The organism is Amycolatopsis sp. NPDC043885, from assembly GCF_056435685.1.
Genome location: NZ_JBWKEA010000014.1, coordinates 88,746 through 115,565, shown reverse-complemented (window position 1 = coordinate 115,565; position 26,820 = coordinate 88,746). Strand labels below are relative to the sequence as shown.

Below are 26,820 nucleotides of genomic sequence, written 5' to 3'. Positions count from 1 at the left end.
CATTTCAAGCTAGCCGATCGGCTAGGGCGCTACAAGCCGATCGGCAAGTGTGTGACTAGCCGCACGGCTAGTACTCGTTTGGCCAGGCGGCCACGCTTGACGTAATCTCCGACGGCTGAACGAGGAGGGAACATGGACGTCGTCCACGCGGAGGACACCCGCACGCGACTACTGGGCACGGCGTTGCGGCTGTTCACCGAACACGGCGTGGAAGGCACCTCGCTGCAGATGATCGCGGACGCCCTCGGCGTCACCAAGGCCGCCGTCTACTACCACTTCAAGACGAAGGCGGAGATCACCGAATCCGTCGCCGAACCCGTGCTGCGAGAGCTCGAAGGCATCGTCGACGACGCCCGCGCCCAGCGCACCCGGGGCGCGCAGATCGACCACCTGCTCGACGGTTTCGTCGATCTCGTGGTGCGGCACCGCGCGCTGGTCGCCCTGTTCTCCAGCGACCCCGGCATCGCCCGCGCGATCGAGAAGTCCGTGCACAGCTCGGACAGCTTCAAGAACCGGCTGCTGGAGATCCTCGTCGGCCCCGATCCGGATCTCACCGCGATCGTGACCGCGCAGGTACTTCTGGCGGGCATCGCCATCGCCGGCGGTTCGCCCGAGGTCGCGTCGCTCGACGACGAGACGCTGCGCGAAACGCTCCTCAGCGTCGGTCGCAAGCTCTACAACCGCCCGCGCCGCCGTTCGTGACCGATGTGTTCAAGACAGGCGCCGCGATCCGCGCGACCCTGTCGGCATGAACATCGATCTGAAGGCGGCGGCCACGTTCATGGCCACCCAGGCCCGGCTGCTCGACAGGCGGCGCTTCGAAGTCCTCTTCCGCTCCGATGACCCGGCCGCGGCGCTCGCCGCGCTCGAGGCGTACCGCAATCCCGACGGCGGCTACGGCCACGGACTCGAACCGGACTGCCGCTCGGTGACCAGTCAGCCCGCCGGTGCGCTGCACGCTTTCGAGGTCTTCGCCGACGTCGGCAAGTCCGCGCGCGGCCGAACTCTGTGACTGGCTCGCCTCGATCTCCTTGCCCGACGGCGGGATCCCGTTCGCGCTGCCGATGCCGGATCCGGAGGGCGGCGCGCCGTTCTGGACGAGCGCGGATCCGGCGGTCTCCTCACTGCAGATCACCGCGATCGTCGCGGTGACCGCGCATCGCGTCGCGGCACACGATCCGGCGGTCGCCGCGCATCCCTGGCTCGCGAAGGCAACGCGCTACTGCCTAGATGAGATCGAGAAGCTCGACGAGGCGCCGCACGCGCTCGTGCTCGCTTTCGCGATGAAGCTGGTGGACGCGCTCGGCGACACGCGCCTGGTCGAGAAGCTCGGCCGGTTCGTCCCGGACGACGGTGTGGTCGCCGTCGGCGGCGGGATCGAGGGCGAGGCCATGCGCCCGCTCGACTTCGCGCCGGAACCCGGTGGCCCGGCACGGAAGCTCTTCCGGCCGGAGATCGTCGAAGCGGATCTGCGGCGGGTGGCGGGCGGGCAGCACGACGACGGCGGCTGGCGGGTCGACTACACGAGCTATTCGCCGGCCGCCGCGCTGGAGTGGAACGGGATGTTCACCGTGAACACGTTGTCGCTCCTGCGGAACAACGGCTTGGTCTAAGGAAGTCTGCGGAGGAACTCCGGCGGGACGGCGGCGGTGAGCCAGACGCCGTTCGCGCTCACCTGGAATTCGTGACCGGCGGCGGACATCTCCCGGGCGTCCACGGCGAGCAGCACCGGGACGCCGCGCCGCGCCCCGACGGCCCGCGCGGTGTCCACGGTCGCCGAGAGATGCACGGCATGCCGCTTCATCGGCCGGAGTCCCTCGTGCAGGATCGCGTCGAGGAACCGGGAGACCGTGCCGTGGTAGAGCACCTCCGGCGGGATCGCGGCGGGCAGTGCGAGGTCGACGTCGACACTGTGGCCCTGGCTGGCACGGATCCGCAGCCCGGCCTCGTCGAAGGCGAAGCGCCGTTTGTCGTTGCCCTCGACCACTTCGTCGAGTTGGGTGCGGGTGAGCGGCAAACCGTTGCGCCGCAAGGCCGCCAAGAGCGTGTCGACGTCGACCCAGCCGTCAGGGGTGAGGGTGATCCCGATGTCGCCGGGTGCGTGCCGCAGGTGCCGGGAGAGCCGTTTCGAGACTCGGATGAGGTTCTTCTTGTCCATTTCGAGTCACAGTGACGCACATCCGGCCCCCGCGTGGCAAGGGAATTCAGATGCCGCCCTCGGAAGCCGGGCGCAGTTTCCCCGCGCCGGGGCCGAAGCGGGACATCTGGTCGTCGGCGTTGTAGAGCCCGCAGCTGCGCAGGGAGAGGCAACCGCAGCCGACGCATCCGGTCAGCCTGTCGCGCAGGCGCTGCAACGCGTCGATCCGCGCGTCGAGCTCGTCCTGCCAGCCCCGCGAAAGGCGGGCCCAGTCGGCCTTGGTGGGCGCGTGGTCCTTGGGTAGGGTCTCCAGTGCCGAGCTGATGTCGTCCAGGCTGAGCCCGACCCGCTGCGCGGCGCGGATGAAGGCGATCCGGCGCAGCACCGAGCGCGAGTACCGGCGCTGGTTGCCCGCCGAGCGCTCGGAGCTGATCAGTCCCTTGTCCTCGTAGAAACGCAAAGCCGTATGGGGCACGCCGCTGCGGTCGGCGACCTGCCCGATGCTCAGGTGTTCAGCCAGTCTCGTCACGTCGCCAGATTAGCCTTGACTTCGACCTAAGTCGAGGTTGCAACCTCGGTTCATGACCACCGACACCAAGACCGGCTACGAGGATCTGCCGAGGCTGATCTCGTTGATGACCGGGGACGAGAAACACCAGGCGGCCGCGGAGTCCACTGTGGACGTCCTGTGGGTGCTCTACGACCGTGTGCTCGACATCACCCCGGAGAACGTCCGCGATCCGGGCCGCGACCGTTTCCTGCTGTCGAAGGGGCACGGTCCGATGGCCTACTACGCGGTGCTGGCGAAGAAGGGCTTCCTCCACGAGGAAGAACTCGCCGACTGGACTTCGGCCGAGTCCCGCCTCGGTCACCATCCCGACCGGGCGAGGCTTCCCGGGGCCGAGATCTCCAGCGGTTCGCTCGGGCACGGGCTCCCGCTGGCCATCGGTACCGTGTTCGGCCTGCGCGCCAAGGGATTCCGCGACGCCAAGGTCGTCACCCTCATCGGTGACGCGGAGCTCGACGAGGGCTCCAACCAAGAGGCCATCGCGGTCGCGGGCCGGATCGGCATGCCGCAGCTGACCGCCGTCGTCATCGACAACTCCTCGGCCACACACGGCTGGCCCGGCGGGATCGCGCGCCGGTTCGAGGTCGAAGGCTGGACGACCCGCACCGTCGACGGCCGCGATCACGACGCGCTCCACGAAGCCTTCACCACACCTCATCCGGACCGGCCGCTCGCCGTGGTCGCGACCGTCGAGCGAAAGGCCTGAGCCCGTGAACATGCGTGAAACGTTCCTCGAAGCCGCCGCCGAAGCGCTCGACGCCGACCCGAACGTCGCCGTCGTGCTCGCCGACATCTCCGCGGCACAACTCGCCTTCGCCGCGCGGAAACATCCCGACCGGGTGCTCAACGTCGGCATCCGCGAACAGCTGATGATGAGCACCGCGGGCGGACTCGCGCTGGCCGGCATGCGGCCGATCGTCCACACCTTCTCGTCGTTCCTCGTGGAGCGGGCGTTCGAGCAGGTCAAACTCGACCTCGGACACCAGGACGTCGGGGCCGTGCTGGTGTCCTCGGGCGCGTCCTACGACATGCCGACCGCCGGGCGGACCCACCAGGCGCCCGGAGACGTCGCCCTCATCGACACGCTGCCGGGCTGGACCGTGCACGTGCCGGGGCATCCCGAAGAGGCACGACGGCTGCTGCTCGAGTCCATCCCCGGCGACGGGCGCGTCTATCTCCGGCTTTCCGCGCAGGAGAACGCGAAAGCCCATCTGGGGGCGGGTCTGCAAACGCTGCGCCAAGGCAGGCGAAGTGTGGTGGTGGCCGTCGGGCCGATGCTCGACCGGACGCTGGAGGCGACCGCCGATCTCGACGTGACCGTGCTCTACACCTCGACCATCCGGCCGTTCGACGCCGCCGGGCTGCGCGCGGCCGTCGACGCCACCGGGGCCACCGACGTCGTGCTGATCGAGCCGTACCTCGCGGGGACGTCGGCGCACGCGGTGACGGACGCTTTGTCCGAAATGCCGCACCGGCTGCTCTCCCTCGGCGTCCGGCGTGACGCGGAAGTGCGGATCTACGGCGAAATGGCCGATCACGACCTCGCGCACGGCCTCGACGCCGGTTCGATCACCTTGTCCGTCAAGGAATTCCTCCGCTAGCGTCACCAGGATGACGAAGATCCGCCCGCTCTCGCTCGGGGTCATCCGCCGCGGTGAAGACCTTCTCGTGTTCGAAGGCCGCGACCACACCAAGGGCGTGACCTACCATCGCCCGCTCGGCGGCGGGATCGAGTTCGGGGAGACCGCCGCCGAGGCGCTGCACCGCGAATTCCAGGAGGAACTCGCGGCGGAGCTGACCTCGGTCGAGCAGATCGCCGTACTGGAGAACGTGTACACCTACGAAGGCAGGCCGGGGCACGAGATCGTGTTCCTGTTCACCGCGGACCTGACGGACAAGGCGTTCTACGAGCGCGACGAGGTCGGCGTGGTGCTCGACGACGGCGCGCGCGTGCACTGGCTGCCGATGGCCGACGTGTCGAGCGGCAAGGCGATCCTGTACCCGGACGGACTCGCGGACCTCCTTTCAGCGCAGGACTGACCGCGCGGTCGGCGCCAGTTCCCGTTGTTGCCAAGGGCGTTCGAGTTTGCCCGCGAGTTCGGTGCCTGTCCGGTCCAGGAGTTCGCGGTGTTCTTCCGTGAACTTGGAGAACCAGACGAACACCGTCTCGTTCTCCCGCACGGGAAGACGGGGAAAGGTGTTCTCCGCGGGCTCTGTTTCGAAGTGGCCGAACGTGTCCACGCCTGATTCCCGCAAGGCGGGCGCCACGTTGTCCGCGAAGTACTCGGAGAACTCCTTGACCGGGACGGCAGGATGGCACACCGTCACCAGAATCCGGGAATCCCCAGCGCCGCCCGGAGCGGGGAACCCCGGCCCGGACGGGCGCAGCAACAGGACGTCCGATGCGTCGATCATCGTCTCGTTCGCCGCCGGGCCGTGCTCTCGCCACACGGGCCCGTGGTAGAACGATTCGAGCGCGGCACGCCTGGTCTCCATGTCCCGGAAACCGCGCAGCCACACGAACTTGTCCGGCTCCGCAGGCTCGCGGAAGAGGCCGAACAGGCGCATGCCGCAGGCTTCCTGGCTCTCCACGAACTCGCGCTCGAAGAGCTCGATCAGCCCGTCCCGGCGGCCGGGGTGCAGCGTGTACCGGCGCAGTTCGACGACGGACTGGAACTCGGGGGAAACGGTCATACGCGGACCATAGAGGTCCGCACCGACAGTTTCCGGCGGCTCAGCGGAAGGCGGCCAGACCGGTGACCGACTGGCCGAGCGAGAGCGCGTGCATCTCTTCGGTGCCTTCGTAGGTCAGCACGGTTTCCAGGTTCGACATATGCCGCATCACCGGGTATTCCAGCGAAATCCCGTTGGCGCCGAGCATGGCGCGCGCGGTCCTGGCGACCTCCAGCGCAGAGCGGACGTTGGCGAGCTTGCCGAAGCTGACGTGGTTGTGGTGCAGCGTCCCGGCGTCCTTGAGCCGCCCGATCCGCAGCGCGACCAGACCGGCGCGGTTGACCTCGACGACGAGATCGGCGAGCTTGCGCTGGGTGAGCTGGAACCCGGCCAGCGGTTTGCCGAACTGTTCCCGGCTCAGCGTGTACTCCAGCGCGGATTCGTAGCAGGAGCGAGCGGCGCCGACGACGCCGAACAGGATCCCGTAGCGCGCTTCGTTCAGGCAGGACAGCGGCCCGCGCAGGCCCCTGACCTCGGGGAACGCGGCGGAATCCGGCAGGCGGACGCCGTCGAGCACGAGTTCCGCGGTCAGCGAGGCGCGCAGTGACAGCTTGTGCTTGACCTCGTTCGCGGTGAAGCCCGGCGTGTTCGTGGGGACGACGAAACCGCGCACACCTTCGTCGGTCCGCGCCCAGACGACCGCGACGTCGGCCACGGTTCCGTTGGTGATCCACATCTTCGTGCCGCTCAGCACCCAGTCCGAGCCGTCGCGCACCGCGCGGGTCCGCATGCTGCCGGGGTCGCTGCCGGCGTCCGGTTCGGTCAGGCCGAAACAGCCGAGCGCCTCACCGGCGGCCATCCGGGGCAGCCACTCCTGTTTCTGCTCCTCGGTGCCCCATTTGTGGATCGCGTACATCGCCAGCGAGCCCTGCACCGAGACGAAGCTGCGCAACCCGGAGTCGACGGCCTCCAGCTCGCGGCAGGCGATGCCGTAGGCGACGGCGCTGGTCCCGGCGCAGCCGTAACCCTCCAGGTGCATGCCGAGCAGTCCGAGCCGCCCGAACCCCTTGGCGAGCTCGGCGGCGGGCAGAGCGCCCGACTCGTACCACTCGGCGACGTTCGGCAGGAGCTGGTCCTGGGCGTAGGAGCGCACTGCGTCACGCATGGCCCGGTCCTCGGCGGTGAGCTCGGCGTCGAGATCGAGGAAGTCGCGCGGATCCGGACTGCTGCTCATGCGGTCACTCCTGGTCGGCTCGGTGGGGCGTCTTCCTATGAAGAAAACCACACACGCGACCGGAGTCGAGTGTCAGCGATCCCGCCCTCCGGTGGTCTTCGTCACCTGAACCGATGCCGTGGCCGTCCGAGCCGGGGCGGAGCGCCGCTTCTGCGCCGGGATCAGCAGCTCCGCGAAGGTAGGGAAAGGCACGCTGTCGATGTCTTCGCGCCAGGCGCTGAGCAGGCGGGTCAGGTCGTCGGCGTCCTGCATCGTTCCTCCAAAAGTGCAGGGCGGTCCTGCGCCGGCCTTTCACTTGGAGGCGTTATTACCCAGAAGAGTGAACGTCGAAACAGGAAATCCGGAGAAAATCCGGTCCGCTAACCTGGGACGCGTGGCTACTCCTCGCGTGGTGATCCTGGACTACGGGTCCGGCAACCTCCGGTCCGCCGAACGCGCTGTTCAGCGCGCCGGCGCCGACGTCGAGGTCACCGCCGACCCGCATGCCGCCCTCGAGGCCGACGGCCTGGTCGTCCCCGGTGTCGGCGCCTTCTCCGCCTGTATGGAGGGGCTGCGGTCGGTGTCGGGGGAGAAGATCATCGGCAAACGCCTCGCCGGCGGCCGTCCGGTGCTGGGCATCTGCGTCGGCATGCAGATCCTGTTCGAACGCGGTGTCGAGCACGGCGTGGAGGCCGAGGGCGCCGGTGAGTGGCCGGGCACGGTCGACAAGCTGGAGGCCGACGTCCTGCCCCACATGGGTTGGAACACCGTCCGCGCCCCCGAGGACTCACAGTTGTTCGCCGGTCTGGACGCGGACACGCGGTTCTACTTCGTGCACTCCTACGCCGCGCGGACCTGGGAACTGGACTCCGGCCTCGCCGGACAGCAACCCAAGGTGACCTGGGCGAACCACGGCCAGGACTTCGTCGCCGCCGTCGAGAACGGGCCGCTCTGGGCGACCCAGTTCCACCCCGAGAAGTCCGGGGACGCCGGGGCGCACCTGCTGCGCAACTGGCTGAACACCCTGTCTTAGAGTGGGCGCGTGACTTTCACGCTCCTTCCCGCCGTTGATGTGGCCGATGGCCAGGCCGTGCGACTCGTCCAGGGCGAGGCCGGCACCGAAACCTCCTATGGCAGCCCGCTGGAGGCGGCGCTCGCCTGGCAGCGCGACGGTGCGGAGTGGATCCATCTGGTGGACCTCGACGCCGCGTTCGGCAAGGGTTCCAACCGCGAACTGCTCGCCGACGTCGTGGCCAAGCTCGACGTCCAGGTGGAGCTGTCCGGTGGCATCCGCGACGACGCCTCGCTGGAGGCCGCGCTGGCCACCGGCGCCCGCCGCGTCAACCTCGGTACCGCGGCGCTGGAGGACCCGGAGTGGACCGCGAAGGTCGTCTCCTCCTACGGCGACCGCGTCGCCATCGGGCTGGACGTGCGGATCACCGAGGCCGGGCACCGGCTGTCCGCCCGCGGCTGGACGCAGGACGGCGGTGACCTCTGGGAGGTCCTCGACCGGCTCGACCGCGACGGCGCGCAGCGCTACGTCGTCACCGACGTGAGCAAGGACGGCACCCTCCAGGGGCCGAACATCGACCTGCTCCGCGAGGTCGCCGCCCGCACCGACGCGCCGGTCATCGCCTCCGGTGGTGTGTCCAGTGTGGACGATCTCCGCGCGCTGGCCGCGCTGGCCCGCGACGGTGTCGAGGGATCCATCGTCGGCAAGGCGCTCTACGCCGGCGCGTTCACCCTGCCCGAGGCGCTCGCGGCCGTCGCGGAGTTCTGAGCTTTACCTCCCGGGTAATCGACGCCACGCGCCGGCTCGGTCAGGATTCCTTCCAAGACAACGAAACCTGGAGGGACATCATGACCGCCTACGGACTCGCCCACCTTCGCCCCGCCGCTGTGCTGGCCGAAGAGGTCTTCGAGTACATGGAACGGATCCAGGCCACGCTCGATCCCTTCGGCGGCAGGTTCCTCGTGCACGGAGCCGGGGTCCACGTCGTCGAGGGGGAGTGGCCGGGGGCGCTCGTGCTCATCGAGTTCCCGAGCCTCGACGCCGCGCGGGAGTGGTACGACTCGCCCGCGTACCGGGAGATCCTGCCGCTGCGGGCCGACCACATCCCCGGCGATCTGATCCTGGTGGAGGGATGCGGGCCGGACCACGACTCGGCGGCGCTGGCGGCCTCGCTGCGGGCGCTGCAGGCCTCGTGAGTGGTGAGGACGGTTCTAACCGTCCTCACCACTCACGAGACCCAGGGCTACTCCGCCAGCTTGATCGCGATGCCCACGGTCCGGTCCTTCGGCCCCCGCAGCCTGCTGAAGAACATCGTGACCCGCCCGGTGATCCCGTACTTCCGCGCGATCACCTTGCGCACCCGTTCGGTCTCGTCGAGGTCCAGCAGCCGAGCCTCACCCGCGACGACGTCGCCATGGGTCTTGGCACCGCGGAAGTCGCAGGCCTGGACCTCGACCCGGCCGCTGTTGCGGATGCGCTTGACCTTGCCCGCCTTCCGCTCGGACCAGAGCACCAGCTCGCCGCCGTCGCCCGCCGCCCAGACCGGGGTCGGCACCGGGGTGCCGTTCTTGCGGAAGGTGGTCAGGACGACGTACTTCTCGGCGGCGATCCGCTCGAACTCCGATCCCATGTGGAAAGTCTAGGCTGTCCGCCTGCGCAAGGTCGCCGCGCCGAGCACCAGCGCGGCCAGTGCGCACGCCCCGACGATGATCAGGTTCCAGAGGAGTGTCGCGTCCACGGTGCCCGACGTGGTGACCCGCGTGAGCGCTTCGACGGCGTACGAAAGCGGCATCACGTTCGAAAGCCAGTTCAGGAGCCAGCCCATTTCCCCGCGCGGCACGAACAGCCCGCACAGCAGGATCTGCGGCAGCACGAACAGCGGCATGAACTGCACCGCCTGGAACTCCGTCCGCGCGAACGCGCTCACGAACAGGCCGAGCGCCATCCCGAGGAGGGCGTCGAGGACGGCGATGAGCAGCAGCATCCCGATCGAGCCCGCGATGTCGAGGCCCAGCCAGGCGAGCGAAATCCCGGCGGCGACGCCGACCTGCACGATCGCGATCGAACCGAACGCGATCGCGTAGCCGAAGAGCAGGTCCATCCTGCCGATCGGCAGGGTCATCAGTCTTTCCAGTGTCGCCGTGGTGCGCTCGCGCAGCGTGGTGATCGAGGTGATCAGGAACATGATCAGGAACGGGAAGACGCCGAGCAGCGCCGGAGCGACCCGGCTGAACACCGCTTCGGAGTTGAAGACGAAGCGCAGCAGCACCATCAGCAGCGACGGGACGACGATCAGCATCGCGACGGTGCGCGGATCGTGCCGTAGCTGAAGGAGGATGCGGCGGGCCGTGGCGAGTGTCAGCGTGGGGTTCACGAGGTCATCTCCGTCTCCCGGACGAGCCGCAGGAACGCCTGTTCCAGATCGGTCGTGCCGGTGCGTTCGCGAAGCCCGGCCGGGGTGTCGTCGGCGAGGACGCGGCCTTCGCGCATGAGCAGCAGCCGGTCGCATCGCGCTGCCTCGTCCATGACGTGGCTGGACACGAGCAGCGTCGTCCCGCCCTCGGCGAGGCGGCGGAACAGCGCCCAGAGTTCGTCGCGGAGTAGGGGATCGAGGCCGACGGTCGGTTCGTCGAGGACGAGCAGTTCGGGTTTTCCGAGCAGTGCGACGGCGAGGTTGGCGCGGCTGTGCTGTCCGCCCGACAAGGAGCCGACCAGCTTGCCCGCGTGGTCGGTCAGCCCGACTTCGGCGATCACCCTGTCCACATCGGACATCGGCGCGCGGAGGACGGAGGCGAAGTAGCGCAACGCTTCCGTGATGGTGAGGTCGGCGTAGATGGCCGGGTTCTGGGTGGCGTAGCCGATCAGGCGCCGCAGCGGCGGGCTGCCCGCGGGATGGCCGAGCACGGTGACCTCGCCCGCGGCGACGATCTGCACGCCGACGATCGAACGCATCAGCGTCGTCTTGCCGCAGCCGCTCGGCCCGAGCAGGCCGGTGACGCGCCCGCGCGGCGTCCGGAACGCGATGTCCTTGACGACCTCGCGACCGCCGCGGACGACCCTCAGTCCTGTCACGGAGATCGCCGAATTAGCCATGTGTTTAATTCTGCGCTCGTTGAGAAGCGTGAGTCAAGGGGTGCGTGTTTCAGGACAGCCGGACGGCGATGCCCGGGTAGTCGTGCACCAGCAGGTGCCGGTCGTAGCGCAGTACGCAGGAGAAGTCGAAGACCGGTGCCGCGTAGGCGAAATCGCGGTCACCGATCCGCTCGTAGCGCTGCTCGAGCCGCTCCACGGCGAGGTCGCCCGCACGGACGTACACGGCGGGCGCCTCGGCGGCGGCGCCCGGAGCGAGGCCGAGCCGGTGCACTGGCAGCGTGTTCGTCATCGACGACGACTCGAGGTCCACGTCGAAACAGCCGTCGAGCCGCGGATCCGCGACCCCGTCCACCCGCCATCGTCCGTCACCGCCGGATTCGAGCACCGTGCGCCGGGCGCCGCTCGCCGACCGGCCGGAGATCTCCGCCGACCTCGTATGCCAGGCGGCGTCGACGGTGATCGCGTACTCGACGAACCAGGATTCGCCGTCCTCGACCGCTGTCGTTGCCCCGCTGATCCTCCAGCCGCCTTCGTGTTCTTCGAAGAACGCGACCTCCAGGCCGGTCCTCGCGTCCCGATGCAGCCAGCTCGCCGTCGCGGGAAGGCTCACGGGACCAGGACGAGCTTGCCCCGGACGTGGCCGCCTTCGCTTTCGCCCTGGGCCGCGGCCGCTTCGGCGAGCGGGTACACGCGGGCGATCGGCAGGTCGAGCTTGCCTTCGGCGGCGAGCGCGGCGCCTTCGGCCAGCGAGCCGGGGACCTGCTCGGCCGGAGAACCCGACGTGAAGCGGACGCCGTGGTCTGCCGCGTCCGGCGCGGCGATGGTGATGACCCGCTTCGGGCCACCGGTCAGCTCGACGAGGGTGGCGAGCGAGCCGCGTCCGGAGGCGTCGAAGGACGCGTCGACGCCCTGCGGCGCGACGTCGCGTACGCGCTCGGCGAGGCCTTCGCCGTACTGCACTGGGACGGCACCCAGCGAGCGCAGGTAATCGTGGTTCGCTTCGCTCGCGGTGCCCACGACGGTGAGCCCGCGCGCGACGGCGAGCTGGACGGCGATGGTGCCGCCGCCGCCCGCCGCGCCGTCGATGAGCAGCGTCTCGCCCTTCTGGAGATCCAGGAGGGCGAGGGCGCGGTAGGCGGTGTTGACGACCGCCGGCAGCGCCGCGGCCAGCTCCCAGGAGAGTGCCCCGGGCTTGCGGATCAGGTTCGCCGGATCCGCGAGGACGTATTCCGCGTACCCGCCGATGCCGGACCCCAGGACCTCGTCGCCGGCCGCGAACCCGGACACTCCCTCGCCGACCGCGTCGATCACGCCCGAGATGTCCCCACCGGGCACGGCGGGGAACTTCGCGGGGTACACCTCCGCCATCAGCCCGGACCGGATCTTCCAGTCGATCGGGTTCACGCCCGCGGCCCGGACGGCGACCCGGACCTGGCCGGGTCCCGGCGCGGGAAGCTCACGTTCGAGGACGCGCAGGACCCCGGAGTCGCCGTACTCGGTGAACGCGATGGAGCGGTAGGTGTCCGTCATGCCGTCGACAACCGCCGCCCGCCCGTCACTATTCCGGCGGCTTCCCGAACCAGCTGTAGTCACCGGGGATGATCTGCAGGCCCTCGGCGATGTCGGCCAGCGTGGCCCGGTCCCGTTTGCCCGACACGGTGAGCCAGCGCCCGCCTTCGACCTGGACGGCGACCGTTTCGTCCAGCTTCCCTCCCCGCCCGTTCCGCGCGGGGAGGGCGAAACCGTCGAGGCCCCTGATCTTGAGCGGCACGGGCGCGGCATCGCCCGCGTCCGGCGGTTGGCCGCCGAGCCTCGCCGTGACCACCGCCGCCGCGCTGGGCTGCCCGGCACGGGTGGCTTCGAGCTCGGTCGTGCCCCCGTCGACCATCATGGCCAGGTTCACCCCGGACGGCTCCAGGCCGGCGGGCAACCTGCCGAACCGCAGTTCGCCCGACACCCGGGCACGGCCGTCCCCGACCATCTCGTCCGCGATCCGCTGACCCACGCCGCGCGCGTCGCGCACACCGTGCAGGGTCAAGTTCAGCACGTACGCGTCGTCGGGTGACCAGGTCAGCATCGTCGCGTCGCCGTAGACCTCCGAGACCATGCCGACCCTGCCGTGCACGATGATCTGGTTCGGGGCGGGCGCGATCGTCCACGGCCCGCGCCGCTCGTCCAGCGGAGTGGTGGTCAGCTGGACCTGGCCCGCCTCGCCGCCACTCCACGTCCTGGTCTGAGGCGCCGGATAAGGCTTCGCGGAGCGGCTCATCTCCTTGAAACCGTCGGGAAGCCAGCCCGGTTTGTACGGCAGCACCGCCCAGTCCGCGTCGCGCGGCGAGGCGGGCGTGACCGTTGTGTAGGCCCGCAGGCCGAGTGGCACGCCGAGCGCGATGATCGCGACCGCCGCCGCGACCAGCGCCAAAGCCATCTTCGGACGGCTGCGCGACCGTTGGGCCAGCGCGTCGCGGACCTCGGCCCCGTCGGGCGCCCGCGTCGCCAGGTGTTCGAGGCTCTCCCGGATCAGGTCCTCGGTGTGCTCGTCACTCAGTCGGGTCATTTGCGGGCTCCCGTGGGCTGCACGGACGGGGACGGCCCGGTTTCCCGCAGCGTCGCGAGCGCGCGCGAAATCTGGCTGCGCACGGTCGACGTCGCGCAGCGGAGTACCGCGCCGATCTCCTCGTCGGAGTAGTTCTCGTAGTAGCGGAGCACGATCGCGGCGCGTTGTTTGCGCGGGAGCTTCGCGAGCCGGTCCAGCATCGCGTCGCGTTCGTCGTACTCGATGGCGTGATCGGAGACCGGCGGGCTCATCAGGTCGAGCGCTTCCGGTGACGACGGCGTCACCCGGCGGACCGCCAGCCGCCTCCGCCACGAGAGGTACTCGTTGGTCACCATCCGGCGGACGTACGTCGGCGGCGAGTCGATCTTCGGCCAGCGTTCCTGAGCACGCAGCAGCACCTCCTGGACGATGTCCTGCGCCAGGTACGGATCGTCGGTCAGGACGGTCGCGTAGCGCAGGAGGCCGTCCAGGCGATCCGCGACGAACTCGTCGAAGGTCGCAGGCACGTGTCCCCCTCAGCCGGTGGTCTCGCTACTAGTGACGCGCGAGACCACCCCGCTGATGCATCGGGAGCCGAACTTTCTCGGCGCCGGGGGTCAGGTAGTACTGCGCGACCGGGGCCAGCATCGCGACGATCTCCTCCTCCGAGGCGTTGACCAGCGGCGGGAGCCCGATGACGTAGCGCAGCAGCGCGAACCCGATCATCTGCGCGGCGATCCCGGCCACCCGCACCTTCGGCACGCCGCGCGCTTCGGCGACCCGCGCCAGTACCGCCCGCTCCAGGAACTGCCGCATCATGGTCGCGACCTGCTCGTTGGTGGTCGCGGAGCGGATCATCGCCAGGAACGGCGCGCGGCCGTCCGGGGCCTGCCAGAGGCCGAGGAACGCGCGGACGAGGCGCTCGCCGATCTCTTCTTCGGGGCCTTCGAGGATCCGGGGGACCAGCTCGCCAGGGTCCACCGGCAGATTCATCGACGCGGCGAAGAGCCGTTGCTTGGTGCCGAAGAAATGGTGCAGCAGGGCCGCGTTGACCCCGGCGTCGGCCGCGATGGCGCGGACGGTCGCCCCGTCGTAGCCCTGTTCGGCGAACCTGCGCCTCGCCGCGTCGAGGATCTCCTCCCGCGTCTCGGTCTGCCCCGGCCGCCGCCCCGCCTGTGCCATCCCGCGAGCTTAGAACGGGTCTTGACTACGCTTGTCCCCATGTCAGTCGCAGTCAGGGTCATCCCGTGTCTCGACGTCGACGCGGGCCGTGTGGTGAAGGGCGTCAACTTCGCCGACCTGCGCGACGCCGGCGACCCCGTCGAACTCGCCAGGCTGTACGACGCCGAGGGCGCGGACGAGCTCACGTTCCTCGACGTCACGGCGTCCTCCGGGGACCGTGAGACCACCTTCGACGTCGTCCGCCGGACCGCGGAACAGGTGTTCATCCCGCTCACCGTCGGCGGCGGCGTGCGCACGAACGACGACGTCAACCGGTTGCTGCGCACCGGCGCGGACAAGGTGAGCATCAACACCGCCGCCATCGCGCGGCCGGAGTTCCTGCGCGAGGCGTCCCGCCGGTTCGGCGCGCAGTGCGTCGTCCTGTCGGTGGACGCGCGCCGGGTCCCCGAGGGGACCGAACCGACCCCGTCCGGTTTCGAGGTGACCACGCACGGCGGGCGCCGCGGCACCGGGATCGACGCCGTCGAGTGGGCCGCGCGCGGCGAGGAACTGGGCGTCGGCGAGATCCTGCTCAACTCGATGGACGCCGACGGCACCAAGAACGGCTTCGACCTCGAACTCCTGAGCCAGGTGCGGGCGGCGGTCCGGGTCCCGGTGATCGCCAGCGGTGGCGCCGGCGCGCTCGAGCACTTCCTGCCCGCCGTCGAGGCGGGCGCGGACGCGGTGCTCGCGGCCAGTGTGTTCCACTTCGGACAGTTGAAGATCGGCGAGGTCAAGAGCGCGCTGCGCGCCGGGGGAGTCGTGGTCCGGTGATCCTGGCCAAATGGAAGGCCTCCACCGAGGTCAAGGTCGTCTGCGCGCTGCTGCTCGGGCTCGCCCTCGCCTACCTCGCGATGGCCGCGATCCTCATGTTCGCGCCGTACTCCACCGCGCGGACGTTCCTGCTGCCGGGGACGTCGCTGGTCCTCGGCGGACTCGTCGTGGCGGGATTGGTGCTGAAGATGTCTTCGGCGCGGTTCGCCGGTTTCGGCGTCAGCTTCCTGTTCGGGTTGCTGCACGCGTTGTCCATGCTGGCGGCGGAACTCTTCTGGGTGAAGATCGTCTCCGGGCTGCTGTTCGCCGGGTACATCTACACGGCGGTCCTGCTCAACTCGATGCCGGTGAAACGGCACCTTCTCGGAGCCACGAATGACGCTTGACCCCGCCCTCTCGGATCGCTTGAAGCGCAACGCCGACGGGCTGATCGCCGCCGTCGTCGTCGAACACTCCACATCGGACGTCCTGATGATGGCGTGGATGGACGACGAGGCGCTCGAACGCACCCTCACGACGCGGCGCGGCACCTATTATTCGCGCAGCCGCAAGGAACTGTGGGTCAAGGGCGAGACATCCGGCCATGTCCAGCACGTGCGCGAGGTGCGGATCGACTGCGACGGCGATACCGTCCTCCTGCGCGTCGACCAGACCGGCCCGGCCTGTCACACCGGCACGCACACCTGTTTCGACACCGACGAACGGCTGCTGCTGGCCGACGAGAGCGAGAACCCGTGAATATCGTCGCCAACGTGCTGGTCGGCATCGTCGCCCTGATCCACCTGTACATCGTCGTGCTGGAGATGTTCCTGTGGACCACCCCGCGCGCCCGCGCCTCCTTCGGCACGACCGAGGAGTTCGCGAAGGAGACCACGACGCTGGCGGCCAATCAGGGGCTGTACAACGGTTTCCTGGCCGCCGCGCTGATCTGGGGCCTGATCGCGACCGGCAGCACCGCCTGGCAGTTCAAGATCTTCGGCCTCGCCTGCGTGATCGTGGCGGGGCTCTACGGGACGGCGACGGCGAGCAAGAAGATCTTCTTCGTGCAGGTGGTCCCCGGCACGCTGGCGCTGATCGCGGTGCTGGCCGCGGGCTGACCGGCGGTGGGAAGGCGAAGACCGGCCGAGCGTGACCGTCCGAGACGACGACCGCGCGTCGCCGGGCGACCTCGGTCCACTTCGGATGGTGATGCCGTCGAAGGCATTGCCCCGCTGACGATCCATGACGATGTGGCCGTCCCCCTGATCGAGAACCTGACGCGTTTCAAGGTGCGCGCGCTGGCGTTGTCGGTGTTCTGGATGGTCTTCTTCATCTCCTGCCGGATAGTCGCCGACGGGACCGGATACGAGTTGCTGATTCCGTTGTCCACGGCGGGCTTCTTCGGCTTCCCGGCGTGCCTGTACGCCGCCTGGATCTGGCGGGGCCGGTATCGCTCGGCCTTGAAGACCGGCTTGCGCGAGGCCACGGCGACGGTGGGCCCGGCTGGTTGTTCCCTGGGATCGACGTCTATCCCGAGCGCGGTTACAAGCTGCTTCAGACGCGACGGTCGCTGCGGATCGCTCCTCGCTTCGAGGGACTCGAGAAAGTCCCCGTCTTCGTCGGCGGCGAGGAAACGGACATGATCGTGATCTTCCCGCGCGGACGGTTCTTCAAGGACCGGCTCCGCACCGTTCCCGTCAAGGAGATCGAGCCGGACACGGCCTGATCCGACGACACCGATCGGGCCGGATGACACTCGGCCCGCGAGTTCCGCCTCCAAGCACGCGAGTCGCGCCTCTGGTCACGCGTGTCGCGCCTCCAAGCACGCGTGTCGTCCGCCTCACAGGATTCGTCGCCATTCGCCCGGCGGGTAGTGAAGGCCTCCTTCGCTACCTTCAGGGTAGGCAAGGAGGCCTTCACGGCCGGGCTCAGTCGACCTTTCCGGTCAGATACCGCTGCATCGTCGGCGCGATCGCGGTCACCAGCGGCTCGATCTCGCTCGAAGCCATCGGCTCGAACCTCGCGACGTACCGGATCATCCCCATCCCGACCAGCTGTGACGCGCACAGGGTCGTCCGCAGTTCGACTCGGTCCGAGCCCAGCTCACCGATGACCTTCGTGAAGAAGCTCTGGAAGAACCCGCGCAGCACCAGCGCGGCCTGCTCGTGCCCGGCGACGCTGCGGACGAGCGCCTGGAACACGTCACCGCCCGCGCCGTCCCACCGGGTGAGGAAGGTGCGCACGATCCGGCGGCCGAACTCCTCGTCTGGCCCGTCCCGAAGTTCCGCGAGGAGTTCGTGCGGCTCGAACGGCAGTTTCAGCACGGCCTGGGCGAACAGCCCTTCCTTGCTGCCGAACCAGTGGTTCACCATCGCCGCGTCGACCCCGGCGCGCGTCGCGATCGCGCGCACCGTCGCGCCGTCGAAGCCGCTCTCGCCGAACACCGCGCGGGCCGCCTCGAGCAGCGCGGTGCGGGTGTCCTGTCCGCCGGGCCGCCGTCCCCGGCGCCGAGCGGTAGTGTCTTCACCAGCCATGGCGTCATCATGGACGGACCCGGCCCGAAATTCAACATTCCTTGAATTCATCCCCGCGTCCCGCCTCCCACGGGCGTTGCAGCACAATGAGCGACATGGTCAGCGCCGCAAACGCCAGCCCGTCGGGGCTCGGCTCGGTCAGCCCTTCGCGCGACGAGTTCCGCGCGCTCGCCGAGGGCCGTCGCGTCATCCCCGTTGTCCGCCGCGTGCTCGCCGACGGTGAGACCCCCATCGGGGTCTACCGCAAGCTCGCCGCCGACCGGCCGGGGACGTTCCTCTTCGAATCGGCGGAGAACGGCGCTTCCTGGAGCCGATGGTCGTTCATCGGCGTGGACAGCCCCGCCGCGCTGACCGTGCGTGACGGCCAGGCTGTCTGGACCGGCACCCCGCCGGTCGGCCTGCCGACCGAAGGCGACCCGCTCACCGTGCTGCGTGAGACCGTCGCCGCGCTCCACACCGAGCAGCTGCCCGGGATGCCGCCGCTCACCGGCGGCATGGTCGGCTACATCGGCTACGACGCCGTCCGCTGGCTCGAACGGCTCCCCGAACTCGCCGAACGCGACCTCGACATCCCCGAGCTCACCATGCTCCTGGCGACCGACCTGGCCGCCTTCGACCACCACGAGGGCACCGTCACGCTGATCGCCAACGCGGTCAACTGGGACGACTCGGCCGAGCGCGTCGACGCGGCGTACGACGACGCCGTCGCGCGTTTGAACGCGATGACCAAGCAGCTGCACGTCGCGGCCCCGGCCACGGCCGCCGTCTTCGACCGTCCCGCGCCCGAATTCACCCGCCGCCGCTCCAAGCCGGACTTCCATGCGGCCGTCGAGAAGGCGGTCGAGGCGATCAAGGCGGGCGAAGCGTTCCAAATCGTGCCGTCGCAACGATTCGAGATCGAGACCCAGGCCGACGCGCTGGACGTCTACCGTGTCCTGCGCACGTCCAATCCGAGCCCGTACATGTACCTGCTGCGCCTGGACGGCTTCGACATCGTCGGGTCCAGCCCGGAGTCGCTGGTCACCGTGCGGGACGGCCGCGCGACCACGCATCCGATCGCGGGTACCCGCTGGCGCGGCGCCGACCCGGAGGAGGACGCGCAGCTGGCCAAGGACCTGCTGGCGGACGAGAAGGAACGCGCGGAGCACCTGATGCTCGTCGACCTCGGCCGCAACGACCTCGGCAAGGTCTGCAAGCCCGGCACCGTGCGCGTCGTCGACTTCTTCGACGTCGAGCGCTACAGCCACGTCATGCACATCGTCTCCACGGTCACCGGCGAACTCCTCGACGACAAAACGGCTTTCGACGCCGTCGCCGCCTGCTTCCCGGCGGGGACGCTCTCCGGCGCGCCGAAGGTCCGCGCGATGCAGCTGATCGAGGAGCTGGAGCCGACCCGCAGGGCGCTCTACGGCGGCGTCGTCGGATATCTCGACTTCGCCGGGGACGCCGACACCGCGATCGCGATCCGCACCGCGCTGATGAAGGACGGCACCGCGTACGTCCAGGCGGGCGGGGGAGTCGTCGCCGATTCGGTGGCCGACTACGAGGACAACGAGTCGCTCAACAAGGCCCGCACCGTGCTGTCCGCCGTGGCGGCGGCGCAGACGATGATCGCGGCGGACGAACTCGACCCGGCGGGTGACCGCACTCGTGTCTGAGGCCCCGGCGAAGAAGGCCAAGCGTCCACTGTGGATCGCCGTGGTGGGGCTGCTGCTGGGGGCGGTCGCGCTGTGGGGTTCTTCGCAGCTCGTGTGGTTCGCGGAGTTCCGCGACGGCGGTGTGCGCGGCACGGTGCTGTACACGGAAACCGGTTCACAGCGTGCGGTCGCGCTGATTCCGCTCGCGTTGCTGGCGCTCGCCGGCACGGCCGGGCTGATCGCCACCGGCGGCTGGCCACGCCGGGTGCTCGGCGTGGTACTCGCCGTGGCCGGTGTCGCCGCGGTGTGGATCGGCGTGGCGGGCGGCTCGTTGAGTGGCTTCGCCGACGGTCTGCCCGTCGCTCAGCTGGTGGGAGCCCGCGGTCTCGCGATCCTCGGGGGAATTCTCGTGACGGCGGGTGGGTTGGCAGCCATCAAGGGTGCGGGCCGGATGCCTCGTCTCGGCGCGAAGTACTCGGCGCCGGGGGCGAAGAAGAAGGCCGCCAAGGATCTGGAAACCGAGCTGTGGGAGGCGCTGTCCGAAGGCGAAGATCCCACCGCGACCCGGTGATGGCCGCGGAAAACGCGCGTTTTCGAGATCTACGCCGCGAAAGATGACACGGTTGGCATTCGGAGTAACGGACATACCCGGAACCAGGCCGTATCCGTGCGGGGGTTAGCATCGTTTCGGCGGGAAGGGGAAGGTTTTTGTGAGCGACCTTGCGAAGGAATCCGTGAGTACGACGGCCGGTGAGGAACTCCGGTGAGCGTGCTCGATGACATCGTCGCCGGCGTCCGTGCCGATCTCGCCGAGCGCGAGGCGGTTCTGCCGTTCGACGAACTGAAGAAGCGCGCGACCCAGGTCGCGCCCCCACGTGACGTGCTCGCGGCCCTGCGTGAGTCCGGTATCGGCGTCATCGCCGAGGTGAAGCGGCGCAGCCCCTCCAAGGGTGACCTGGCCGAGATCCCCGATCCGGCCGCGCTGGCGAAGGACTACGCCGACGGCGGCGCCAGGGTGATCAGCGTGCTGACCGAGCAGCGCCGGTTCGGCGGTTCGCTCGCCGACCTCGACGCGGTCCGCGCGGCTGTCGACATCCCGGTGCTGCGCAAGGACTTCATCGTCAGCCCGTACCAGGTCCACGAGGCGCGGCTGCACGGCGCGGACATGGTCCTGCTGATCGTGGCGGCCCTGGAGCAGAACGCCCTGATCGCGTTGCTGGACCGGGTCGAATCCCTCGGGATGACCGCGCTGGTCGAGATCCACAACGCCGAAGAGGCCGACAAGGCCCTCGAAGCCGGCGCGAAGGTGATCGGCGTCAACGCCCGCAACCTGCACACCCTCGAGGTCGACCGGGACGTCTTCTCGCGGCTGGCCCCCGGTCTGCCGATGGACGTCTTCAAGATCGCCGAGTCCGGTGTGCGCGGCCCCGGCGACCTGATGTCTTACGCGGGTCACGGTGCCGACGCCGTCCTGGTGGGCGAAGGGCTCGTAGCTTCGGGCGACCCCAAGGGTGCGCTGGTCAAGCTCGTCACCGCCGGATCGCACCCTGCCTGCCCGAGGCCTTCCCGATGACCATTGAGTACCACGAAGAAACCCACGGCAAGCACGATCCGGACGACCGGGGCTACTACGGCCCGTACGGCGGCCGGTTCATGCCGGAGGCCCTGATCGGCGTCGTCGACGAGGTCGCGGCCGAGTACGACAAGGCGCGGAACGACCCGGACTTCGTCAACGAGTTCCGGCGTCTGCTGCGTGACTACGCCGGTCGCCCGTCGCTGCTCACCGAGGCCAAGCGCTTCGGTGAGCACGCCGGCGGCGCCCGGATCTTCCTCAAGCGCGAGGATCTGAACCACACCGGTTCGCACAAGATCAACAACGTGCTGGGACAGGCGTTGCTCACCAAACGGATGGGCAAGAAGCGGGTCATCGCCGAGACCGGGGCCGGGCAGCACGGCGTGGCCACCGCCACCGCCTGCGCGCTGCTGGACCTGGAATGCATCGTCTACATGGGTGAGGTCGACACCGAGCGGCAGGCGCTGAACGTGGCGCGCATGAAGCTGCTCGGCGCCGAGGTCGTCCCGGTGAAGACCGGTTCGCGCACGCTCAAGGACGCGATCAACGAGGCCCTGCGCGACTGGGTCACCAACGCCGACACCACGCACTACCTGTTCGGCACGGCGGCGGGCCCGTACCCGTTCCCGATGATGGTGCGGAACTTCCACAAGATCATCGGCGAGGAGGCCCGCGTCCAGATCCTGGAGCAGGCCGGGCGCCTGCCGGACGCCGTCGCGGCCTGCGTCGGCGGCGGGTCGAACGCGATCGGCATCTTCCACGGCTTCATCGACGACCCGGAAGTCCGTCTCGTCGGTCTCGAGCCGGGCGGCGAGGGCATCGAGGGCAACCGCCACGGCGCCACGCTGACCAAGGGCACACCGGGCAACCTGCACGGCGCGATGACGTACCTGCTGCAGGACGAGGACGGCCAGACCGTCGAGTCGCACTCGATCTCCGCGGGCCTCGACTACCCGGGTGTCGGCCCGGAGCACTCGTGGCTCAAGGACAGCGGCCGCGCCGAGTACCGGCCGGTGACCGACGCCGAGGCGATGGACGCGTTCAAGCTGCTTTCGCGCACCGAGGGCATCATCCCGGCGATCGAGTCGGCGCACGCGCTGGCGGGCGCGCTGGTGCTCGGCCGCGAACTCGGTCCCGAGGGGCTGATCATCGTGAACCTGTCCGGTCGTGGCGACAAGGACATGGACACGGCCGCGAAGTACTTCGGCCTGGTGGAGAACGCATGAGCGGGTTGAAGGAGCTCTTCGCGGCGACGCGCGCGGAGGGGCGTGGAGCGCTGATCGGGTATCTCCCGGCAGGTTTCCCGACGGTCGACGGGTCGAAGGACCTGCTGGCCGCGGTGGTCGACGGCGGCGCCGACCTGGTCGAGGTGGGCGTGCCCTACTCGGACCCGGTCATGGACGGCCCGACCATCCAGGCCGCGTCGGTGAGCGCGCTTTCCGGCGGCTTCAGGCTCAAGCACCTGTTCGAGGTCGTCGAGTCGGTGTCGTCGCGCGGCGGCAAGGCCGTCGTGATGACCTACTGGAACCCGGTGCACCGCTACGGCGTCGACCGCTTCGCGCGGGACCTCGCCGCCGCGGGCGGGCTCGGCATGATCACCCCGGACCTGATCCCGGACGAGGCCGACGAGTGGATGGCCGCCTCCGAGCAGCATGGTCTGGACCGGATCTTCCTGGTCGCGCCGTCCTCCTCGGAGGAGCGGATCGCGAAGACCGTCGAGGCCGCATCCGGTTTCGTGTACGCCACCGCGGTGATGGGCGTGACAGGCGCTCGTGACCAGGTCGGCGTGCACGCCGAGGATCTGGTCGCGCGCACCCGCGCGCATACGGACCTGCCGATCGGCGTCGGGCTCGGCGTCCGGTCCGGCGAGCAGGCGGCGCAGGTCGCCGGTTTCGCGGACGGTGTCATCGTCGGCTCCGCGCTGGTGACCGCCGCCACGAGCGGACTGGACGCGGTTCGGGAGCTTTCGGCCGAGCTGGCCGCGGGTGTGCGGAAGACCGTCGCCCCCGCTTGATCCTCACGCTGGTCGTGAGTGGCGATTCGGGTTCTAACCCGAATCGCCACTCACGACCAGCTGGACCGGCCGCTCAGTGCCGCCACCGCTGCGCTTCGGTGATCTCCTCCGGGGTCGCGAGCGCGAACCGCTCGATCTCCGCCCGCCGCAGGCCCACGATCGTCGTCGCCAGCGGAGCGCCGAACGCGGCAGTGAGGGCCTTGTCCGCCTCGAACGCCGCGACGGCGTCCTCCAACCGCAGCGGCAGCCGCTCGATCCCGCGGGCGGCGCGCGCCTCGTCGGTCAAGATCCCGGGGTCGACGTCGAGCGGCTCCGGCAGCACCGCCTCCTCGTCGGTTCCGGCCATCCCGGCGAACAGCAGGGCGGCCGCCAGCAGATACGGATTCGCGGTCAGGTCGAAGCATTTGACCTCGAGGTTCGCCGCCGAGTCACGGTTCCCGGCGACGCCGCGTACCAGCCGCAGCGGCGTCTCCCGGTTCTCCAGCCCCCACGCGGCGTACACGCCCGCCCAGTGGTGCGGCTCCAGTCGCAGATAGCTGACCACCGACGGTGCCCCGATCGCGAGCAGCGCGGGCAGCCGCCGCAGGATGCCCGCGCTGAACGACTCCGCGACCGGCGTCAGCCCGAAAACCCTTTCCCCGCCGAAGAAAAGGTTCCGCGCGCCGTCACAGACACTCAGATGCACATGCCCGCCGTTGCCGACGCCGGCGGGCGCGAACTTCGGGGTGAAGGACGCCTTCAGCCCGTGCCGGTGGCTGAGCGCGCGGATCGTCTCCTTCGTCAGGACGGCGATGTCGGCCGCGCGCACCGGGTCCGCCGCCGCGACCGACAGCTCGAACTGGCCGTCGGCGTACTCGGGGTGGATCTGTTCCACGCCGACCCCCTGTTGGTCCAAAGTGGACACCAGGGCGCGGAGATAGTCCGCGTGCTCGGAAAGTCTCGCGTAGCCGTACGCCGGGCCCGCGGTGGCCGAGGTCGGATCGTCCGGCGCGTCGGCGCCGGTGATCACCCATTCGATTTCGAAACTCATCCGCGCCCGGTGACCGCGCGCGGCGAGCCGGTCCACCGCCGTCGCCAGCAGGGCCCGCGCGTCCTGCGGGTGCGGCTCGCCCTCCTGGTCGAGTTTCGTCGCCGGAGCCCAGGCCCAGCCAGGCTGCCCGGCGAGCACGGTCAACGCGTCGAGGTCCGGATGCAGCCGCAGGTCACCGACCGGGCCGAGGGAATACTCGCCGCCGCTGATGACGTCGTCCGAGCCGAAGAAGTCGAAGGACTTCGAAGCGCCGACACCCCAAGCGGCCGCGGACGGCAACTTCCGCAGCGGTACCGCCTTGACCCGCGCGATCCCGGCGTTGTCCACGAAGGTCAGCGCCACAAGCTCGACACCCCGGGCCCGGAGTTCCCCGGTGAGGGCGGTCGCGCGGGCGGTCAGTGCTTCCCGGTTCACCATGGTTCCTCATCCTGGCCTCGATCGGAGTCCCTTGCCACGCCTGGATCCGGTCATAGGGTGAGGCCGCACTCGTCGACCACGAGAAGGGACGCGCTCATGCCGGGAACCCAGATCCTGCCGTTCGTCGCACGGACGAGGCTCGTGGACCACCACTGCCACGGCGTCGTCACCGGTGATCTGGGCCGGATCGAGTTCGAACAGCTGCTCACCGAGGCCGACACCGTCTCGTCACTGGGCACGACCCTGTTCGACTCGCTGATCGGGCTCGCGGTGCGGGCCCGCTGCGCCCCGGTGCTCGACCTGCCGCCGCACGTCCCGGCCGAGGACTATCTGGCCCGCCGCGCCGAACTGGGCGCCACCGAGGTCAACGCGCGGTTCCTGCGCGCCACCGGCACGACCGAATTCCTGCTCGACGGCGGCTTCCTGCCGGACACGCTGACCACGACCGAGCAGTTCGCGGCCCTGTCCGGCGCCCGTGCGCGGGACATCGTCCGGCTCGAACAGGTCGCCGAAACGGTGATCGGCTCCACCACCGCGGCCGGATTCGCGGCGGACTTCGCCACGGAACTGGCGAGACGCGCCACGACCGCGGTCGGGTTCAAGTCCATCGCCGCCTACCGGGTCGGCCTCGACCTGGCGGGGGAGCGGCCGACGGACACCGAAGTCACCGAAGCGGCGGGCCGCTGGCTCGCGCGGATCGAGGCGGGCGAACCCGTCCGGCTCGCGGACGAGGTGCTGCACCGGTTCCTGATCTGGACCGGGATCGACCTGGCCCTGCCGATCCAGTTCCACGTCGGCTTCGGCGATTCCGACGTCGACCTGCACCGCTGCGATCCGCTGCTGCTCACCGGGCTGCTGCGGGCCACCCGGTCACACGGGGTGCCGATCATGCTGTTGCACAACTATCCCTTCCACCGGAACGCCGCGTATCTGGCGCAGGTCTTCGAGCACGTGTTCATCGACGTGGGACTCGCGACGCACAACGCCGGTCATCGTGCGCCCGCGATCATCGCGGAGACAATGGAGATCGTGCCGTTCGGGAAGCTGCTGTTCTCCACGGACGCGTTCGGGCTGGCCGAGCTGTACCACCTCGGTACGGCGCTGTTCCGGCAAGGACTGTCCGACTTCCTGTACGCGGGGCTCACTTCGGACGTACTGTCCGAAGTGGACGCGCATCGGATAGCGGCGCTGGTGGGGCACCGCAACGCCGAACGGGTGTACGGGCTGGAGGGGACATGACGGAACTGGACGACCTGCAGGACCGGTGGGAGGCCGCCGTCGAGGCGGAACTGCCGTCGGCGATCGAACTGCGGCACCGGGTGCACGCCGATCCGCGCGCGTCGGGAGACGAAGAGGACACCGCACGGGTCGTCGTCGAGGCGCTGGGAATCGACGAAGGGGTCCGGGTCGCCAAGACCGGGCGCGCCGTGCTGCTCCCGGGTACCGCGCCGGGCCCGGCCGTGGCACTGCGCACCGAGCTGGACGCGCTGCCGGTCACCGAACGCACCGGCGTCCCGTGGGCCTCGGAGACGCCGCTGATGCACGCCTGCGGGCACGACGTCCACATGGCCGCGCTCGTCGCCACCTGCCGCGCCGCCGCCGTCGTCGGGGTGCCCCGGCCGCTCCTCGCGCTCCTGCAGCCGCGGGAGGAGACGTCGCCGTCCGGCGCGCTGGACATCGTCGACTCCGGCGTGCTCACCGAGTACGGCGTCGAGTCGGTCATCGGCGCTCACGTGCAGCCCAGGCTCGCCGCGGGGGTGGTTTCGGCGGTGCCGGGACCGGTCAACGCCTCCACCGACGAGTTCGACGTCGTCGTCCGCGGTCAGGGCGGGCACGCCGGCTACCCGCATCTGCTGCGGGACCCGATCCTCGCGCTCAGCCAGATCGTGGTGAGCCTGCAGCAGCTCGCGAGCCGCCGGGTCGACCCGGTGTTCGGCGCGGTCTGCTCGGTCGGGCGGATCGAAGCCGGGACGACGGCGAACGTCGTGCCGAACGAGGCCCGCCTGTCGGGCTCGCTGCGGCTGATGCGCGCCGAAGACCGCGACCTCGCCCTGGAGGGGCTCGCCGAGGTCGTCCACGGCACCGCACAGGCGCACGGCTGCCGGGCGGAACTGGAGATCAGCCCGTGCGAACCGGTGCTGCACAACGACGCCGGGCTCACCCAGCGCGCGCACCGGCGACTCGTCCGGACGGGGGCAGTCGTGGACACCGACTTCCGGTCGTTCGGCGCCGACGACTTCGCGCACTACTGCGGGATGACCCGCGGGCTGATGATGTTCGTCGGCCTCGGCGACACCGCCGGCGCGCCCAGCCTCCACGACGAGGTGTTCCTGCCGCCCGACGCCGCCATCGGGCACGTCGCGTCCGCGCTGATCGCGGGCTATTTGGCCGCCGTCGAGGGCTGACGCC

At 69.8% G+C, this 26,820-nt stretch carries 34 protein-coding genes and 1 pseudogene; 20 read left to right on the top strand and 15 right to left on the bottom strand.

Annotated elements, in window-relative coordinates:
* Positions 1-132 precede the first annotated feature (132 nt).
* Together AC069I_RS31755 and AC069I_RS31750 are read left to right on the top strand one after the other, a co-directional pair.
* On the top strand, positions 133-702 hold the full coding sequence (locus tag AC069I_RS31755; RefSeq protein ID WP_478227204.1) for a TetR/AcrR family transcriptional regulator: 570 nt from the start codon (positions 133-135) through the stop codon (positions 700-702).
* Positions 703-748: 46 nt separating this feature from the next.
* Positions 749-1,613: pseudogene (locus tag AC069I_RS31750) on the top strand (hypothetical protein).
* On the opposite strand, the gene AC069I_RS31745 reads toward AC069I_RS31750, so the two are convergent.
* Together AC069I_RS31745 and soxR are read right to left on the bottom strand one after the other, a co-directional pair.
* On the bottom strand, positions 1,610-2,158 hold the full coding sequence (locus AC069I_RS31745) for an RNA 2'-phosphotransferase (protein WP_478227202.1): 549 nt from the start codon (positions 2,156-2,158) through the stop codon (positions 1,610-1,612). The pseudogene AC069I_RS31750 and the gene AC069I_RS31745 overlap by 4 nt on opposite strands.
* A gap of 46 nt (positions 2,159-2,204) precedes the next feature.
* Complete coding sequence (soxR, locus tag AC069I_RS31740; RefSeq protein ID WP_016335982.1) at positions 2,205-2,666, bottom strand: redox-sensitive transcriptional activator SoxR; 462 nt, start codon at positions 2,664-2,666, stop codon at positions 2,205-2,207.
* A 52-nt stretch (positions 2,667-2,718) separates the two neighbouring features.
* Here soxR and AC069I_RS31735 point away from each other — a divergent pair, with 52 nt between their 5' ends.
* From AC069I_RS31735 to AC069I_RS31725, 3 genes are read left to right on the top strand one after another with little or no spacing between them, the layout of a single operon-like run.
* Entirely contained in the window at positions 2,719-3,411 is a 693-nt protein-coding gene (locus AC069I_RS31735) for a transketolase (RefSeq protein ID WP_478227201.1), read from the top strand.
* A 4-nt stretch (positions 3,412-3,415) separates the two neighbouring features.
* Positions 3,416-4,306: a transketolase family protein gene (locus AC069I_RS31730; RefSeq protein WP_478267066.1), complete on the top strand. Its 891-nt coding sequence runs from the start codon at positions 3,416-3,418 to the stop codon at positions 4,304-4,306.
* A 10-nt stretch (positions 4,307-4,316) separates the two neighbouring features.
* Entirely contained in the window at positions 4,317-4,745 is a 429-nt protein-coding gene (locus AC069I_RS31725) for an NUDIX hydrolase (protein ID WP_478227199.1), read from the top strand.
* On the opposite strand, the gene AC069I_RS31720 is transcribed toward AC069I_RS31725, so the two are convergent.
* The 3 genes from AC069I_RS31720 to AC069I_RS31710 form a co-directional block, all read right to left on the bottom strand.
* Positions 4,731-5,399, bottom strand: coding sequence for an NIPSNAP family protein (locus tag AC069I_RS31720; RefSeq protein WP_478227198.1), 669 nt, complete (start codon positions 5,397-5,399; stop codon positions 4,731-4,733). The genes AC069I_RS31725 and AC069I_RS31720 overlap by 15 nt on opposite strands.
* A gap of 40 nt (positions 5,400-5,439) precedes the next feature.
* Positions 5,440-6,612 carry an acyl-CoA dehydrogenase family protein gene (locus AC069I_RS31715; RefSeq protein ID WP_478227197.1) on the bottom strand — a complete coding sequence of 391 codons (1,173 nt, stop codon included), beginning with the start codon at positions 6,610-6,612 and terminating at the stop codon, positions 5,440-5,442.
* A 72-nt stretch (positions 6,613-6,684) separates the two neighbouring features.
* Positions 6,685-6,864, bottom strand: coding sequence for a hypothetical protein (locus AC069I_RS31710; RefSeq protein ID WP_478227196.1), 180 nt, complete (start codon positions 6,862-6,864; stop codon positions 6,685-6,687).
* Positions 6,865-7,000: 136 nt separating this feature from the next.
* On the opposite strand from AC069I_RS31710, the gene hisH reads away from it, so the two are divergent.
* The 3 genes from hisH to AC069I_RS31695 all read left to right on the top strand — a co-directional run bounded on the left by hisH (position 7,001) and on the right by AC069I_RS31695 (position 8,799).
* Complete coding sequence (gene hisH, locus AC069I_RS31705; protein ID WP_478227286.1) at positions 7,001-7,624, top strand: imidazole glycerol phosphate synthase subunit HisH; 624 nt, start codon at positions 7,001-7,003, stop codon at positions 7,622-7,624.
* A gap of 9 nt (positions 7,625-7,633) precedes the next feature.
* Positions 7,634-8,371, top strand: coding sequence for a bifunctional 1-(5-phosphoribosyl)-5-((5-phosphoribosylamino)methylideneamino)imidazole-4-carboxamide isomerase/phosphoribosylanthranilate isomerase PriA (priA, locus tag AC069I_RS31700; RefSeq protein WP_007029948.1), 738 nt, complete (start codon positions 7,634-7,636; stop codon positions 8,369-8,371).
* Between the two features lie 80 nt (positions 8,372-8,451).
* Complete coding sequence (locus tag AC069I_RS31695) at positions 8,452-8,799, top strand: DUF1330 domain-containing protein (protein ID WP_219150319.1); 348 nt, start codon at positions 8,452-8,454, stop codon at positions 8,797-8,799.
* 47 nt (positions 8,800-8,846) lie between these two features.
* Here the strand turns inward: AC069I_RS31695 and AC069I_RS31690 are convergent, their stop codons facing one another.
* The 8 genes from AC069I_RS31690 to AC069I_RS31655 are packed head-to-tail and all read right to left on the bottom strand — an operon-like array spanning position 8,847 to position 14,414.
* A complete protein-coding gene (locus AC069I_RS31690; RefSeq protein WP_340687671.1) occupies positions 8,847-9,233 on the bottom strand; it encodes a PPOX class F420-dependent oxidoreductase in 387 nt (128 codons plus the stop codon).
* 9 nt (positions 9,234-9,242) lie between these two features.
* Positions 9,243-9,977 (bottom strand): ABC transporter permease, encoded by a 735-nt coding sequence (locus AC069I_RS31685; protein ID WP_478227195.1) that lies wholly within the window; start codon positions 9,975-9,977, stop codon positions 9,243-9,245.
* On the bottom strand, positions 9,974-10,696 hold the full coding sequence (locus AC069I_RS31680) for an ABC transporter ATP-binding protein (protein ID WP_478227194.1): 723 nt from the start codon (positions 10,694-10,696) through the stop codon (positions 9,974-9,976). Before AC069I_RS31680 ends, AC069I_RS31685 begins: the two co-directional genes overlap by 4 nt.
* A 49-nt stretch (positions 10,697-10,745) precedes the next feature.
* A complete protein-coding gene (locus tag AC069I_RS31675; RefSeq protein WP_478227193.1) occupies positions 10,746-11,306 on the bottom strand; it encodes a putative glycolipid-binding domain-containing protein in 561 nt (186 codons plus the stop codon).
* Positions 11,303-12,226 carry an NADP-dependent oxidoreductase gene (locus tag AC069I_RS31670; RefSeq protein ID WP_478267065.1) on the bottom strand — a complete coding sequence of 308 codons (924 nt, stop codon included), beginning with the start codon at positions 12,224-12,226 and terminating at the stop codon, positions 11,303-11,305. The genes AC069I_RS31675 and AC069I_RS31670 overlap by 4 nt, the downstream gene beginning before the upstream one ends.
* Before the next feature lie 28 nt (positions 12,227-12,254).
* Positions 12,255-13,253, bottom strand: coding sequence for a hypothetical protein (locus tag AC069I_RS31665; RefSeq protein ID WP_478227191.1), 999 nt, complete (start codon positions 13,251-13,253; stop codon positions 12,255-12,257).
* On the bottom strand, positions 13,250-13,759 hold the full coding sequence (locus AC069I_RS31660; RefSeq protein ID WP_340687677.1) for an RNA polymerase sigma factor: 510 nt from the start codon (positions 13,757-13,759) through the stop codon (positions 13,250-13,252). Before AC069I_RS31660 ends, AC069I_RS31665 begins: the two co-directional genes overlap by 4 nt.
* Positions 13,760-13,787: 28 nt before the next feature.
* A complete protein-coding gene (locus tag AC069I_RS31655; protein WP_478227190.1) occupies positions 13,788-14,414 on the bottom strand; it encodes a TetR/AcrR family transcriptional regulator in 627 nt (208 codons plus the stop codon).
* A 39-nt stretch (positions 14,415-14,453) separates the two neighbouring features.
* Between AC069I_RS31655 and hisF the strand changes: the two genes are divergently transcribed.
* The 5 genes from hisF (at position 14,454) to AC069I_RS31630 (ending at position 16,932) form a co-directional block, all read left to right on the top strand.
* Positions 14,454-15,227 (top strand): imidazole glycerol phosphate synthase subunit HisF, encoded by a 774-nt coding sequence (gene hisF / locus AC069I_RS31650; RefSeq protein ID WP_340687679.1) that lies wholly within the window; start codon positions 14,454-14,456, stop codon positions 15,225-15,227.
* Entirely contained in the window at positions 15,224-15,613 is a 390-nt protein-coding gene (locus AC069I_RS31645) for a hypothetical protein (RefSeq protein ID WP_478227189.1), read from the top strand. Before hisF ends, AC069I_RS31645 begins: the two co-directional genes overlap by 4 nt.
* On the top strand, positions 15,603-15,965 hold the full coding sequence (gene hisI / locus AC069I_RS31640; RefSeq protein ID WP_340687681.1) for a phosphoribosyl-AMP cyclohydrolase: 363 nt from the start codon (positions 15,603-15,605) through the stop codon (positions 15,963-15,965). The genes AC069I_RS31645 and hisI overlap by 11 nt, the downstream gene beginning before the upstream one ends.
* A complete protein-coding gene (locus AC069I_RS31635) occupies positions 15,962-16,324 on the top strand; it encodes a DUF1304 domain-containing protein (protein WP_478227188.1) in 363 nt (120 codons plus the stop codon). Before hisI ends, AC069I_RS31635 begins: the two co-directional genes overlap by 4 nt.
* Before the next feature lie 296 nt (positions 16,325-16,620).
* Positions 16,621-16,932: a hypothetical protein gene (locus AC069I_RS31630; RefSeq protein ID WP_478227187.1), complete on the top strand. Its 312-nt coding sequence runs from the start codon at positions 16,621-16,623 to the stop codon at positions 16,930-16,932.
* Between the two features lie 202 nt (positions 16,933-17,134).
* Here the strand turns inward: AC069I_RS31630 and AC069I_RS31625 are convergent, their stop codons facing one another.
* Positions 17,135-17,740, bottom strand: a complete 606-nt coding sequence (locus AC069I_RS31625) for a TetR/AcrR family transcriptional regulator (protein ID WP_478227186.1) — start codon at positions 17,738-17,740, stop codon at positions 17,135-17,137.
* Positions 17,741-17,835: 95 nt separating this feature from the next.
* On the opposite strand from AC069I_RS31625, the gene AC069I_RS31620 reads away from it, so the two are divergent.
* The 5 genes from AC069I_RS31620 to trpA all read left to right on the top strand — a co-directional run bounded on the left by AC069I_RS31620 (position 17,836) and on the right by trpA (position 22,964).
* Positions 17,836-19,398, top strand: a complete 1,563-nt coding sequence (locus AC069I_RS31620; RefSeq protein WP_478227185.1) for an anthranilate synthase component I — start codon at positions 17,836-17,838, stop codon at positions 19,396-19,398.
* Positions 19,391-19,948 carry a Trp biosynthesis-associated membrane protein gene (locus tag AC069I_RS31615; RefSeq protein WP_478267064.1) on the top strand — a complete coding sequence of 186 codons (558 nt, stop codon included), beginning with the start codon at positions 19,391-19,393 and terminating at the stop codon, positions 19,946-19,948. The genes AC069I_RS31620 and AC069I_RS31615 overlap by 8 nt, the downstream gene beginning before the upstream one ends.
* A gap of 192 nt (positions 19,949-20,140) precedes the next feature.
* Positions 20,141-20,950: an indole-3-glycerol phosphate synthase TrpC gene (trpC, locus tag AC069I_RS31610; RefSeq protein WP_340687687.1), complete on the top strand. Its 810-nt coding sequence runs from the start codon at positions 20,141-20,143 to the stop codon at positions 20,948-20,950.
* On the top strand, positions 20,929-22,176 hold the full coding sequence (gene trpB, locus AC069I_RS31605; RefSeq protein WP_478267100.1) for a tryptophan synthase subunit beta: 1,248 nt from the start codon (positions 20,929-20,931) through the stop codon (positions 22,174-22,176). The genes trpC and trpB overlap by 22 nt, the downstream gene beginning before the upstream one ends.
* Entirely contained in the window at positions 22,173-22,964 is a 792-nt protein-coding gene (gene trpA / locus AC069I_RS31600) for a tryptophan synthase subunit alpha (protein ID WP_478267063.1), read from the top strand. Before trpB ends, trpA begins: the two co-directional genes overlap by 4 nt.
* 73 nt (positions 22,965-23,037) lie before the next feature.
* Here the strand turns inward: trpA and AC069I_RS31595 are convergent, their stop codons facing one another.
* Complete coding sequence (locus AC069I_RS31595; protein WP_478267062.1) at positions 23,038-24,411, bottom strand: type I glutamate--ammonia ligase; 1,374 nt, start codon at positions 24,409-24,411, stop codon at positions 23,038-23,040.
* Positions 24,412-24,507: 96 nt separating this feature from the next.
* Between AC069I_RS31595 and AC069I_RS31590 the strand changes: the two genes are divergently transcribed.
* Together AC069I_RS31590 and AC069I_RS31585 are read left to right on the top strand one after the other, a co-directional pair.
* Positions 24,508-25,650: an amidohydrolase family protein gene (locus tag AC069I_RS31590; protein ID WP_478267061.1), complete on the top strand. Its 1,143-nt coding sequence runs from the start codon at positions 24,508-24,510 to the stop codon at positions 25,648-25,650.
* Positions 25,647-26,816: a M20 metallopeptidase family protein gene (locus AC069I_RS31585; RefSeq protein WP_478267060.1), complete on the top strand. Its 1,170-nt coding sequence runs from the start codon at positions 25,647-25,649 to the stop codon at positions 26,814-26,816. The genes AC069I_RS31590 and AC069I_RS31585 overlap by 4 nt, the downstream gene beginning before the upstream one ends.
* Positions 26,817-26,820: the final 4 nt, after the last annotated feature.